The organism is Rickettsiales bacterium (assembly GCA_033762595.1).
GTDB lineage: Bacteria > Pseudomonadota > Alphaproteobacteria > Rickettsiales > UBA8987 > JANPLD01.
In genome coordinates this window covers 18,185-30,703 of record JANRLM010000049.1, presented here as the reverse complement: position 1 = coordinate 30,703, position 12,519 = coordinate 18,185, and the positions used below count along the sequence as shown (strand labels likewise).

Annotated in this window: 11 protein-coding genes; 6 read left to right on the top strand and 5 right to left on the bottom strand. The window is 34.0% G+C overall.

Going from position 1 to position 12,519, the window contains the following annotated elements; all coding sequences use genetic code 11:
• Positions 1-73: 73 nt before the first annotated feature.
• Genes SFT90_03805 through SFT90_03795 form a run of 3 tightly spaced genes read right to left on the bottom strand, consistent with a single transcriptional unit; the run spans position 74 to position 3,021 of the window.
• Positions 74-922, bottom strand: a complete 849-nt coding sequence (locus SFT90_03805; protein MDX1949611.1) for a hypothetical protein — start codon at positions 920-922, stop codon at positions 74-76.
• A 3-nt stretch (positions 923-925) separates the two neighbouring features.
• A complete protein-coding gene (locus SFT90_03800) occupies positions 926-1,798 on the bottom strand; it encodes a diguanylate cyclase (protein MDX1949610.1) in 873 nt (290 codons plus the stop codon).
• Between the two features lie 5 nt (positions 1,799-1,803).
• Positions 1,804-3,021, bottom strand: coding sequence for a hypothetical protein (locus SFT90_03795; GenBank protein MDX1949609.1), 1,218 nt, complete (start codon positions 3,019-3,021; stop codon positions 1,804-1,806).
• Between the two features lie 269 nt (positions 3,022-3,290).
• On the opposite strand from SFT90_03795, the gene rpmG reads away from it, so the two are divergent.
• The gene (rpmG, locus tag SFT90_03790) at positions 3,291-3,458 is read left to right on the top strand and encodes a 50S ribosomal protein L33 (GenBank protein MDX1949608.1); all 168 of its coding nucleotides are present in this window, start codon (positions 3,291-3,293) and stop codon (positions 3,456-3,458) included.
• 99 nt (positions 3,459-3,557) lie between these two features.
• Entirely contained in the window at positions 3,558-4,721 is a 1,164-nt protein-coding gene (locus SFT90_03785; GenBank protein ID MDX1949607.1) for a SpoIIE family protein phosphatase, read from the top strand.
• On the opposite strand, the gene gpmI is transcribed toward SFT90_03785, so the two are convergent.
• A complete protein-coding gene (gene gpmI / locus SFT90_03780; protein MDX1949606.1) occupies positions 4,713-6,227 on the bottom strand; it encodes a 2,3-bisphosphoglycerate-independent phosphoglycerate mutase in 1,515 nt (504 codons plus the stop codon). The two genes, SFT90_03785 and gpmI, sit on opposite strands and share 9 nt — an antisense overlap.
• An 89-nt stretch (positions 6,228-6,316) precedes the next feature.
• Between gpmI and SFT90_03775 the strand changes: the two genes are divergently transcribed.
• Genes SFT90_03775 through SFT90_03760 form a run of 4 tightly spaced genes read left to right on the top strand, consistent with a single transcriptional unit; the run spans position 6,317 to position 10,523 of the window.
• On the top strand, positions 6,317-7,264 hold the full coding sequence (locus tag SFT90_03775; protein ID MDX1949605.1) for a ribose-phosphate pyrophosphokinase: 948 nt from the start codon (positions 6,317-6,319) through the stop codon (positions 7,262-7,264).
• A gap of 1 nt (position 7,265) precedes the next feature.
• Positions 7,266-8,417, top strand: coding sequence for a carboxynorspermidine decarboxylase (gene nspC / locus SFT90_03770; protein MDX1949604.1), 1,152 nt, complete (start codon positions 7,266-7,268; stop codon positions 8,415-8,417).
• Positions 8,418-8,469: 52 nt separating this feature from the next.
• Positions 8,470-9,378, top strand: a complete 909-nt coding sequence (gene htpX / locus SFT90_03765; protein ID MDX1949603.1) for a zinc metalloprotease HtpX — start codon at positions 8,470-8,472, stop codon at positions 9,376-9,378.
• Positions 9,375-10,523: an aminotransferase class I/II-fold pyridoxal phosphate-dependent enzyme gene (locus SFT90_03760; protein MDX1949602.1), complete on the top strand. Its 1,149-nt coding sequence runs from the start codon at positions 9,375-9,377 to the stop codon at positions 10,521-10,523. The genes htpX and SFT90_03760 overlap by 4 nt, the downstream gene beginning before the upstream one ends.
• A gap of 3 nt (positions 10,524-10,526) precedes the next feature.
• Here the strand turns inward: SFT90_03760 and glmS are convergent, their stop codons facing one another.
• Positions 10,527-12,374: a glutamine--fructose-6-phosphate transaminase (isomerizing) gene (glmS, locus tag SFT90_03755; protein MDX1949601.1), complete on the bottom strand. Its 1,848-nt coding sequence runs from the start codon at positions 12,372-12,374 to the stop codon at positions 10,527-10,529.
• Positions 12,375-12,519 lie beyond the last annotated feature (145 nt).

Genomic DNA, 12,519 nt, shown 5'->3' with positions numbered 1-12,519 from the left:
ATCTTTCAGTTCAATTTTATTTCAAATTTTATGAAAATTTACAAATGTGGCTAAATTACAATTGATTAAAAAATTAATCCAATTTCAAATCTATTGGCTTTTTTATTATTGCTTCCGAGACAGGCTTTATATTATTATCCGAAGGGAGAGTTTCCTGCTTTTTACTAGTAGCAACAGGTTTATTTTTTTGCTTCTCAGCAACTTTTCTGAATTTCTTTTCTTCTGGATTATCTGTTGGTTTAGTTTCAATTTTTTGAGCCAGAGATTTTGGTAAATTACTAGCTTTTGCTGAGTGATTATTTTCTATATATGCAACTGGCTTTGGTAAATCTTTATCTATAAGATTAATAACTTTGCCATTTTTCTTAGCTATTTCTTCTAATAAAATGTTTTTTTCAGTCTTTTCAATATTTTCTTTTAACTCTTGAATATCGCTATTTCTAGCTTGCTGAACAATGTTTGAATTTGGGGCTTCGATTGCCTTATGAGTAATTTTATAATCAACATAAAATTCAGTTTCTTCAGATTTTATAACAATCTTACTGTTTATAGCGTTGCTATTAAAAACAGAATCAAAAGGTAGAAATAACAAGTAACCCGAGGGAGTTTTAAGTGCAGTGCCGTTGTTTTTATCTATGTTTTTATCAATGTAATTAACAAAATCTTGGATTTTCTTATATTCAGGATTTTCATACATTTTATCAAAGGCTTCTTGCACTTTTTGATTAATCCTAGCCTGCGAAACTTGTTCAGGAATTTCATCTTCGCTAGAATTTGAAAGCCTATTTTTTAAGTCATTAGAATATGTTTCATATAAAACAAAAATAAGAAAAACAAAAGCGGCAGCCTTAAAAATCTTCTGCCCATAATCAGGAATTTGCTTGTTAGATTGTTGCTGTTGTTTTTCTTTTTTGAATAGCATGAATCAATTTTTATTTATGGTAAGCTTAACTTGCGATGCTTTAACTAAATCAATCATATCAGCAGCTTTAAGACCAACATCTATCCTCTCGAAGCGAGCATTAATAGATATATCATATTTAAAGATGTCTGCAAGTTTAAGATTAGATTCAAGCCTTTTAAGGGGATAAACAACTTCATCATCAAAGGTTCTAAGCATTGCAACCGCAAATTTGCCTAATCCTAAATAGGAAACTACATCTCTAGCTCTAAAGTTTGAACTTATAACTTCAGCAATTTTTGAAATTATTTCATCTGATTTATCCTTGCCATCGCTTTTTCTAATATTTGAAAAACCTTCCACTGATAAAATTAAAAGCACCGATTCAACCTTAATTTCATATAGATAATCCATTATTTCATCAAGGGTATGAACAAACACATCGTGATTTATTAATTTTGTGTGTTCATCAATAGCATTTTTAGTGTGTGATAATTCTTGCAGGATTGATTTTACTTTATCCCGAAGGAAATATTTTTTCTCTAAAATCAGGTTAAACTGCTGTTTTTCTTCTGTAGAAATATCACGCTCAGCAAAGGCGTTCATATCAATAACTTCACCGCCTGCATTTTTTATTTTGAATGTAATTATGTGGCTTACAATATCTTTAAGATCATTGCCATCAAAGGCAAAATCAAGGTTTTCATCAAAAATTTCTTTTATATCCTCAGGCAGTAAAATTCTAAAATCTTTACCAACTATTGCATCTTCGTCATATCCGAAATAATCCCCGCCCCTTCTATCATCTACAGATTTTCTGAATTGCGAAATTTTGAGAGATTTTTCAGGGTTATTTTGTTCAATAACAAATTTGAGATTTCCTTTTCTTAAATACATAACCCCTAATTAATAACCATACTTTGTGGATTAAGTAATCTATCAGGATATCTACCTTGAAACAAGCTAATTCCTAAAGCGTGGCCATATTCTATAGCGTGAATGTCATCACAGCGACATAAAATCAAGCGATTCGCACCTGCATCTGCTATCGCATCTCGGACGGGTTGATTTTCTTTTTTAGAGAATAAATCCCCTTTAACATCAGCATTCCATTGCAACTTTACAAGGTCAAACCCTAGTTTTTTGCGGTTTATATGAAGAAAACTCTCATTATTAAGCCCATCTAAACATATTTTATGATTTCTTTTCTGAGATAAATCTTTTACTTTTTGAAATGAATAAATATCAGAAAGCACATCTGATGCAGTTATTTCAATAACAAGCTGGCTTTTGAAATCTTTTGCAATCTCACTAAATTCTGCAAAATCTTTTGATAGCACAGAGCTTAAATTTAAGTTCAAGCTTATTGGCATGTAAAGAAAGCTCTCTGGGTTGGTGCTTACAATTTCCAAAACTTTTTCATCTAATTTTTCAGTCAAAAAATTAAATAGCCATTTATTTGAAGTCAGCTTGAAATTTGTATCAAGCATTCTTTGCAAAAAGGGAATATTTATATAAATTTCATTATATAATGGCTTTGGAATTGGATTTATTAAATCTTTAATAGTGCAAACTGGTTGTTTTCTGATGGCGGAATCTAATTTTGTTTCGGCAATTTCTTTTTCAATATCTGGAAATAATTTAACCGCTGGTTGTTTAATGGAATTTTCTTCACTGAGAGTTAGCGTGTCTTTGCCAAGCTCTTTAAGCATAGCCTCAGACATAATTTTGGAGGCTAGGCTTGAAAATTGTTGCCACTGAAAATTCAAATCATAAGTTTCACAGAATTCTTTATTTTCTCTGCCATCTGGAAGGTTTGAAAGCGGATCATCAAAAAATAAATACCTCAACTGAAATATAGCCTTATTAAGTAGCAATTTATCAGCCCCACGATAAAGCAGAAATACATCAAGATTTGACATTCTAACAATTTCGCCAATTTCTTCGCGGAAAATATCATTCAATATATTTACAGCAATTTTTATGTGAAAATCATTCTTATAAGTTTCTGTTAGCTTACTAAGCCTAAAGTGAACGGCGTAGTTATCAGATTGCGAATGCCTGCTGGAATTGGCAAAATCAACTAGTTTAGCTTCCGAGTTGTTAGTAATAATCCTCATATATATCAATGATTTAATATATTTTCTGATGTTTTTCCACCTTTGTCACCCCGCATTTATTGCGGGGTTAACAATAAAACACGCTCAAACCTCAAACATAAAGGCACTTCCAACCATTAACCCCGTGACAAGCACGGGGTGACAATTGGTGCTTAAGAAGCTAAAATCTGCCTACGTGAACGCACCTTATTTTATCTAGAAATAAAACTTGATTTATTCATTAATAAATATATATCTCACAGCTATAAAATTAAGCAAGGTAATTTAGTATGGCAAAGAAAAACACAGTTATAGTTAGAATGGAAAGCACAGCTGGCACTGGCTATTACAAAATCGCGAAAAAAAATCCTAAAAAGCAACAAGGTAAAATGGAGTTCAATAAATTTGACCCTGTTGCAAGAAAGCATGTTAAATTCGTTGAGAAAAAATATAAATAATTTTTTAATTGTTTTTATACCCTAAAGCCAACTTTTAAGTTGGCTTTTTTTTTGCTTTAGTTAAATTAAAATTAGTTATCATAGAATAATTACTTATTAATGTATCAAAAAATTCTCAAAGAGCAATCTAGCTTGCTTGATTTGCCCGTTTTGGTTGCAGACGATAGTGAAATTAGTAGAAAAATTTCTGAAAAATATCTTCGCGAAGCCGGATTTAGAAACCTTCATTTTGCCAAAGATGGTAAGGAAGCACTTGATCTAGTTAAAGAAATATATCCCAGAATTTTGGTCTGCGATATTTTTATGCCTAAACTTTCAGGTTTTGAGCTTATTAAAGAAATTAGAAGTAACCCAGCAATTTCTGATATTGCAATTTTAGTTCATACCGCATCAAGTAATAATAAAGATGTAAATGATGCTTTCATAAATGGTGCTAATGATGTTATTCTAAAACCAGTTCAGAAGGAAGAATTTCTTACAAGATGCACAATCCATCTTGAAAACTCTACCTATAGAAAAAGAATTAGTGAGGAGCTTGAAAAAGCAAAATTCTTACAGGCATCAATTATTCCATCTTCGGAAAAACTAAATTTAATTAAGGAAAAAGTTGGCATTGAAACAGGCTTCATATTTCAACCAAGCTCGGAATTAGGTGGCGATTTTTGGTCAATAAAAATACTGAATGAAAACCAAATTGTTATTTATTGCGTTGATTTGACTGGCCACGGAATAGCCTCTGCGATGAATACTTTTAGGGTTCACAGCCTAATTGAAGAAAATTTGAAAGCAGACATTAATATCTCAGAGTTTTTACATAAAATAAATAATGTCCTTTGTGAAATTATGCCAATTGGGCAATATGCCACTATGTTTTTTGGTGTTATTGATATAGCAAAAAATACACTAAGTTTTTCTAATGCTGGTGCGCCATACCCAATGTTATGTAAAGAAAATGGTGAAGTAAAAAATTTAGTTTCAAACGCATTGCCAATAGGTGCAAATAGAGATACAATATATAGCATTGTTACAGAAGATTTTAGCAAAAATGATGTTTTGCTTGTGTTCAGTGATGCACTTAATGAAAGTGTAAATTCTCAAGGAGAATTCTTTAATGAAGATAAAATAAGCAAAACTCTCTCAAAAGTGAATGGAAGTTCCGCTCAAGAAATTGCTGATTTATTATTCTCAAAATTTTCTAATTATATCGGCAAAACTACCTTTGATGATGACCTTACCATCAATGTTTATAAGAGGTTAAAATAAAGCCTTGCCAGTCATCTCCTCTGGCTGAGGGGTATCCATCAATTTCAAGATTGTTGGGGCTATATCGCAAAGGCTTCCATCTTTTATAACAGAAATATTTTTATTTGAATTCACAATTATAAACGGCACCGAACCCACTGTGTGTTGTGTGTGTGGTTGCCCGTTTTCATCAAGCATTTCTTCAACATTGCCGTGATCAGCAGTTATAATCATCGCCATTCCGGTTTCATCAATTGCTTTTTTGAGCTTACCTAAACACTCATCTAATACTTCAACCGCTTTGATTGCGGCAGGTAAAACGCCAGTATGCCCAACCATATCACCATTTGCGAAATTACAAACAATCAGAGAAAATTCTTTTGATTTAATAGCTTCAACAAGTTTTTCAGTAACTTGATATGCTGACATTTCCGGCTTCAAATCATAGGTTGCAACTTTGGGGGAAGGCACTAAAATTCTTTCCTCGCCCTTGAAAACTGATTCAGCACCGCCATTAAAAAAGAAAGTTATATGAGCATATTTTTCCGTTTCAGAAATTCTTAATTGCTTCAAATTATTTGCAGAAATTACTTCACCCAAAGTGTTTTTTACAGATTCCGATGGGAAAATAGTTTGTAGTTTTTGATTTAATTTTTCAGAATATTCCACCATTCCTATCGACTCGGATATAATAGGTTTTGTGCGATTAAAACCATCAAAATTTTCTTCTACTATTGCGGTTAAAATTTCCCTAACTCTATCAGCTCTAAAATTACACATTAAAATTGAGTCGCCTGCTTGAAAGCCTTTATAGGATTGATTTGTGGCAGGCTTGATAAATTCATCAGTAACATCATTTGCATAAGAATTTTTAATATAATCTATCGCATTTGAGAAACTATTTTCAGCTTTCGCATTAACTATTGCGTTGTAAGCGGCCTCAACCCTTTCCCATCTATTATCGCGATCCATACCATAAAACCTTCCGCCAAGCGTTGCGAGTTCAATATTTTTATATGGTTTTAGTTTTTCAATTAGAGATGAAATATATTTCTCGGCAGATTTCGGGCTAGTATCTCGCCCATCAGTAAATAGGTGCATCTTAACATTAACGCCCGCTTCCGCATATGATTTTGCCATATAAATTATGTGATCAATATGACTATGCACGCCACCATCAGAAGCCAATCCCATTATATGAATTTGCGAATTATTCTTTTTTAGATTAGCAACTGAGTTAGCAATAATTGGGTGATTTTTAAGCGTATCATATGCAACGCCATTATCAATTTTACCAAGTGAACCTGCGATAATCCGCCCGCCACCAATATTCATATGTCCAACTTCAGAATTGCCCATCTGTCCTTCAGGCAAGCCAACGGCTCTGCCATAAGTTTTAACTGAAGAATTAGGATAACTTTTCAAAAAACTATCAAAATTTGGTGTTTTTGCTTGGGTTATGGCATCATAATCGCCACCTTTTTTAACCCCCCACCCATCTAAAATACAAAGTAAAACTGACTGCATAAAATTATTTTATATAAAGTGTTAACAAAAACGAATTTTTCCTCTATTTACACTATCAACCATCAACTATCAACCATCAACTGAATACTATGACAGGGCTTAAATTACTTTCTGGTAATAGCAATCCAGAGCTTGCAAAGGCGATTTCTGAAAATCTCAAAGTGCCGCTAATGAAGGCAGATGTTAAGCGTTTTGCAGATAATGAAGTTTGGGTTGAAGTTCAGGAAAATGTTCGTGGTGAAGATGTTTTTTTGATTCAATCAACTTGCTTTCCAACTAATGATAATGTGATGGAATTGCTGATTTGTCTCGATGCATTGCGTAGGGCTTCTGCCAAGCGGATTACGGCGGTTATCCCATATTTTGGCTATGCTAGGCAAGATAGAAAACCGGGGCCAAGAACACCAATTTCTGCAAAATTAATGGCGAATATCATAACCTCAGCCGGTGCAAATAGAGTTCTAACCATGGATTTACACGCCGCACAAATCCAAGGTTTTTTTGATATTCCTCTTGATAATTTATATTCCCTCCCAGCTTTCGTGAAGGAAATCACAGATGAACATAAAGATTTATCTGATGTAATTGTTGTATCCCCTGATGTTGGTGGGGTTGCAAGGGCAAGATCGCTTTCCAAAAAGCTTAATGATGTAGATTTAGCAATCGTTGACAAACGCCGTGAAAAAGCTGGCGTTTCAGAGGTTATGAATATAATTGGCGATGTTGAAGGTAAGCATTGCATTATATTTGATGATATCGCGGATTCCGCAGGAACGCTATGTAACGCCGCAAAAGCACTTAAAGAAAAGGGCGCAAAATCAGTAAAAGCCTATATTACGCACGGCGTTTTATCTGGCAAAGCGGTTGAAAGGGTTAAAAATTCATCGCTTGAAGCACTTTATATCACTGATTCAATTCCATTAAGTGAGGAAGGCAAAAAAGAAAGTAAAATTAAAACAATTTCCGTTGCGCCCCTTATTGCGAAAGGCATTCAGAGTATATTTAATGAAACTTCGATCTCCGCACTTTTTGATTAAAATGAAAAATATCACAGAAATTTTTAAGGACATAAAAACCCCAGCCTATGTGCTTGATGAGGCGAAATTAATCAAAAATCTTGAAACCGCAAAAAGGCTAAAAACTGAAGCAAATTGCAAAATTGTGTTAGCACTCAAAGGCTTTTCAATGTTCGCAATTTTCCCGCTAATCCGCGAATATTTAGATGGCACAACCGCCAGTGGTTTTAATGAAGCGATGCTCGGCTATGAAACTTTCGGCAAGGAAGTTCACACTTATTCCCCAGCTTATACTGAGGAAGATATTGAAAAATTAATCCCGATTTCAAATCATCTTTCATTTAATACAATCTCTCAGCTAGAAAAATTTTATCAAAAAATAAAATCACAAAATAAAAATTTACATATCGGGCTTCGCGTTAACCCCTTGCTTAGCCTTGTTAAAAATAGCGAAATGTATAATCCCTGCTCGCCTTGTTCAAGGCTTGGTGAAAATATTGAAAATATTAATGATGCATTATTTGAAAAAATTTCAGGGCTACATTTTCATATTTTATGTGAAAATTTAGCAGAAGATTCCATCAAAATGATTGATGAAATTGAGGCAAAATTCAGCCAATATTTCCGCAAAATTTCTTGGATTAATTTTGGCGGTGGTCATTATATTAATCACCCAGATTATAATTTGGAAAAATTAATTTCTCGTGTCAAAAATTTCAAAAATAAATATCCACATATTGAAGTTATTTTTGAACCGGGCGGTGCGATTGCCTATGATGCAGGTTGGCTTGTTGCCTCAGTTTTAGATGTTGTCCGAAATCAGAAAAATATTTTGATTTTAGATACTTCCGCAACCGCACATATGCCAGATGTTATTGAAATGCCTTATCGCCCTAGGGTGATAAATTCAGGGCTTTCAAATGAGAAAAAATATACTTATTTAATGGGTGGCAACACCTGCCTTTCAGGCGATATTATCGGCGAATATTCCTTTGATAAAGAAGTGAAAGCAGGGGATAAAATTATCTTTGAAGATATGATGCAATATACAATGGTTAAAAATACTACCTTTAATGGAATTGCCCTGCCTGATATAGCTATCTTAAGAAAAAATGGCGATTATGAAATTGTAAAATCCTTTAATTATCAAGATTTCAAAATGCGTCTTAGTTGAAATTTTTGTATTATTTAACTATATATTGGTATTATATTAATCAAATAACACTATGCCTGCATATACAAAAACATTTATCTTAATTGCTGGCTTAACCGCTTTTATGGGGTTTGTCGGTGCTTTAATTGGCGGCCAGAGTGGAATGATAATCGCCATTTTTATCGCATTTTTGATGAATTTTTTTGCTTATTATAACTCTGATAAAATAGTTCTAAAAATGTATAAGGCTGAGCCGATTGAAAAATCGCAGTCGCCTGAAATATTTGAAATGGTTGAAAAATTATCGCACAACGCTGAAATTCCGATGCCGAAGATTTATATTATTAATAATCCGCAACCGAACGCATTTGCAACAGGCAGAAACCCTGAAAATGGTGTGGTTGCTGTAACTACTGGCTTATTAAATATTCTAAATAAAGATGAAATTGAAGGCGTAATTGCCCACGAAATTGCTCATATAAAAAATAGAGATACCCTAATAATGACAATTACCGCAACTATTGCTGGGGCAATTTCTATGATTTCAAATTTTGCAATGTTTTTTGGTGGTGGAAATAATCAAGAAAATCGCAACCAAAATGGTTTTGTAATTCTCATCGTTTCAATTATTGCACCAATTGCCGCAATGCTAGTGCAAATGGCAATCTCAAGAACAAGGGAATATCAAGCAGATGAAATTGGGGCAAAAATTTCTGGCAAACCACTTGCACTTGCTTCAGCTTTACAAAAAATATCTGGCAAAGCACAAATTATTGATAACCAAACCGCGGAAGAAAACCCAGCAACTGCTCATATGTTTATAATAAACCCGCTACACGCAAGGGCAGTTGATGGCTTGTTTTCAACGCACCCAAACCCTGCAAATCGCATTGAAAAATTGAAGCAAATGGCAGGCGAAAATAATTTTAATCAAGCAAATGAAATTGATTATAATAAGGTTACTAAAAAAGGCAGTTTTTGAAAAAAAATTCATTAAATAACTTATTTTTACAAGAAATTGAAAAGGCGAAATCAGAGGATAGATTTAGGGAATTAAGCATTTCTGAAAGAAAAAGCCCTGCAAAAATATTTCGTGATAATAAAGAATATATCAGCTTTTCTTGTAATGATTATCTTGGGCTTGCGAATGATAAAAGGTTAATTCTAGCGAGCAAAAAAGCTACTGATGAATATGGCACGGGTGCAGGTGCAAGCAGGCTTATAACGGGCAATAATAAATTATACAAAGATCTTGAAGATAATATTTCTAAGCTAAATTCAACAGATGAAACTTTGGTTTTTTCTAGCGGATATCTTACAAATCTTGGCATTATTTCAGCAATTTTTGGTAAAAATGATTTGCTTGTCATTGATAAATTAAGCCATTCTTGCATTATTGAAGGCAGTTTTTTAAGTGGTGCAGAAGTTAAAAGATTTCATCATAATAATTATAAAAATTTAGAGCAGATTTTAGAAAAAAATCGTAAAAACTTCAAAAATTGCGGAATTATTACTGAGGCCGTTTTTAGTATGGACGGCGACAGAGCTGATCTTGAAAAAATAAATAAAATAGCCAAAAAATATGATTCTTTTGTGATTGCTGATTTCGCTCATGATATTAATTTTTCTGCCCAAAAATATTCCATAAAAAATGAAAATTTTATTAAGATTGGAACTCTCTCCAAAGCCTTTGCAGGCTTAGGCGGCTATGCAAGCGGCGTTAAAAACATTAAGAGTTTTTTAGTTAATAAATGTAAGCCTCTAATTTTTTCCACAGCACTTCCACCTTCAGTTTTAGCAAGCAACAACAAAGCGGTTGAAATTGTTTTAAGTAATAAAAATATCGGAAAATTTGCATTAGAAAATGCAAAATATTTTTATGGTTTAATGAAAAAGAAAAATTCTGATTTCATTATAAAAGAGCCAGAATCTCAAATAATTCCGATAATTATCGGCGATAGTAAAAAAGCAGTTTCGATGAGTAAAAAACTGGCAGAAAATGGGTTTTTAGTTCACGCAATTCGTCCACCAACTATACCAAAAAACACAGCTAGGCTTAGGTTTTCCTTCTCAAACTCACACACAAAAGAGCAAATTGAAAATTTAGTGGAAGCAATTAATCTATAAAATCTACTCAACTGTTACGCTTTTTGCGAGATTGCGGGGTTGATCAACATCTGTTCCCTTCGCAACTGCAACATAATATGCAAGCAACTGCACTGGCACTGAATAAATTATTGGAGAAATAATTTGGCAGATGAAAGCTACTCTGCTACAATCAATCATTGGCATTTCTATTGCGTGAGCAGTAACATCTTTCAAATTGTCAATCCCAAGTTTATCGCTGATTAGAATTATTTTTCCGCCCCTTGCGGCAATTTCCCTAATATTTGAGGCGGTTTTATCAAACAATTCATCAGTTGGGGCAATCGCAACCACTGGCACATTTTCATCAATAAGGGCTATAGGCCCGTGTTTTAACTCTCCAGCGGCAGTTGCTTCACTATGAATATACGAGATTTCCTTGAGTTTTAACGCACCTTCCATAGCAATCGGATATGAAACACCACGCCCAACATATAAAATATCGCGATAGCCAGAAAGCTCGGCTGCGATTTTTTCTATATGTTTATCGCTCTCCAAAATTTGTGAAATTAGCGAGGGAATTTCAAGCATTATCCGAGCGGAATTATTATATAAATCAACCTGTGATGGATTTTTTTTCTTGGCAGTTTTCAACATCAAAAACGCCAAAGTGCAAAGCTGAGTTGTGAAGGCTTTTGTTGATGCAACGCCTATTTCAGGGCCACTATAAATTGGCAGAACATAATCTGCTTCACGAGCTATAGAGCTTTGTGTTACATTAACAATCGCAATAGTTTTCTGACCTTGCGATTTTGCATATTTGAGAGCCGCTAAAGTATCCGCCGTTTCACCTGATTGCGAGAGAAAAATACACATTCCGTTTTTCTGTAAAATTGCTTCTCTATATCTAAATTCTGATGCTACTTCTGCCGTTGCTTGAATTTTTGCAAGTCTTTCAAACCAATATGTAGCAACCTTTCCAGCGTAATATGAAGTGCCACAACCAATTATTGTAACCGCAGAAATTTCAGATAAATCAAATGGTAAATTCGGCATTGAAATTGTGTTTTGAACACCATTAAAATATGCATGGAAATTATCACCAATAACGCTTGGCTGCTCAAAAATTTCCTTCTGCATAAAATGGCGATAATTTTCCTTACCGATATTTATTGCGGAGAGGTTTGATTGCTGGATTTTCCGTGCTACTTCTTCGCCTTTTCTATTGTAAATTATAATATTTTTTGGCGTAATTTCTGCAATGTCACCCTCTTCAAGATAACAAATTTTTGAGGTGAGTGGTGCTAGTGCTAACGCATCAGAGGCGATATAATTTTCAGAATTGCCGTAACCCACAACCAAAGGTGCGCCGTGCCTTGTGGCGAAAATTGTTTTATCATCATCAGCAAAAATTATACCAAGTGCATAAGCACCTTCTAAGCGATGCACCGCCTTGATAACGGCTTCCTTCTTGCTGTTGCCATCATTTAGATATTTTGTAATTAAATGCGGAATAATCTCCGTATCAGTTTCGCTATGAAATTCTGCCCCTAATTTTTGAAGCTCCGCCCTGATGTGAAGGTAATTTTCAATAATTCCATTATGCACCACCGCAACTTTATCTGTGGCGTGCGGGTGAGCGTTTCTTTCAGATGGAGCGCCGTGAGTTGCCCACCTTGTATGGCCAATCGCAAGCTGAGATTTAAGCGGATTTACTCCAAGAACTTTTTCAAGGTTTTTGATTTTACCTTCAGAGCGAACCCTTGAAATTTTCCCATTTTGGCTGACTGCAACTCCTGCGGAATCATATCCGCGATATTCAAGCCTTCTTAAGCCTTCCACAACAATTTCAGCAGAATCAATTCTGCCAGTAACACCAATAATTCCGCACATTTGAGAGAGATTTTGTTAATTAGATGTAATATACCTATGCACAAATTTATCAACTAAATTCCTGATTATACTATAAATCAAATATCGCTTTATATATATTTTTTAATTTATATTATGCGATTCATAAATTTGCTTAAAATATAAA

Excerpts from the sequence above, each read along its gene's own strand:
- htpX (MDX1949603.1), top strand. The coding sequence starts at position 8,470 with ATGCCTGCATATACAAAAACATTTATCTTAATTGCTGGCTTAACCGCT.
- gpmI (MDX1949606.1), bottom strand. The coding sequence starts at position 6,227 with ATGCAGTCAGTTTTACTTTGTATTTTAGATGGGTGGGGGGTTAAAAAA.
- glmS (MDX1949601.1), bottom strand. The coding sequence starts at position 12,374 with ATGTGCGGAATTATTGGTGTTACTGGCAGAATTGATTCTGCTGAAATT.
- rpmG (MDX1949608.1), top strand. The coding sequence starts at position 3,291 with ATGGCAAAGAAAAACACAGTTATAGTTAGAATGGAAAGCACAGCTGGC.
- SFT90_03775 (MDX1949605.1), top strand. The coding sequence starts at position 6,317 with ATGACAGGGCTTAAATTACTTTCTGGTAATAGCAATCCAGAGCTTGCA.
- SFT90_03795 (MDX1949609.1), bottom strand. The coding sequence starts at position 3,021 with ATGAGGATTATTACTAACAACTCGGAAGCTAAACTAGTTGATTTTGCC.
- nspC (MDX1949604.1), top strand. The coding sequence starts at position 7,266 with ATGAAAAATATCACAGAAATTTTTAAGGACATAAAAACCCCAGCCTAT.
- SFT90_03800 (MDX1949610.1), bottom strand. The coding sequence starts at position 1,798 with ATGTATTTAAGAAAAGGAAATCTCAAATTTGTTATTGAACAAAATAAC.
- SFT90_03805 (MDX1949611.1), bottom strand. The coding sequence starts at position 922 with ATGCTATTCAAAAAAGAAAAACAACAGCAACAATCTAACAAGCAAATT.
- SFT90_03785 (MDX1949607.1), top strand. The coding sequence starts at position 3,558 with ATGTATCAAAAAATTCTCAAAGAGCAATCTAGCTTGCTTGATTTGCCC.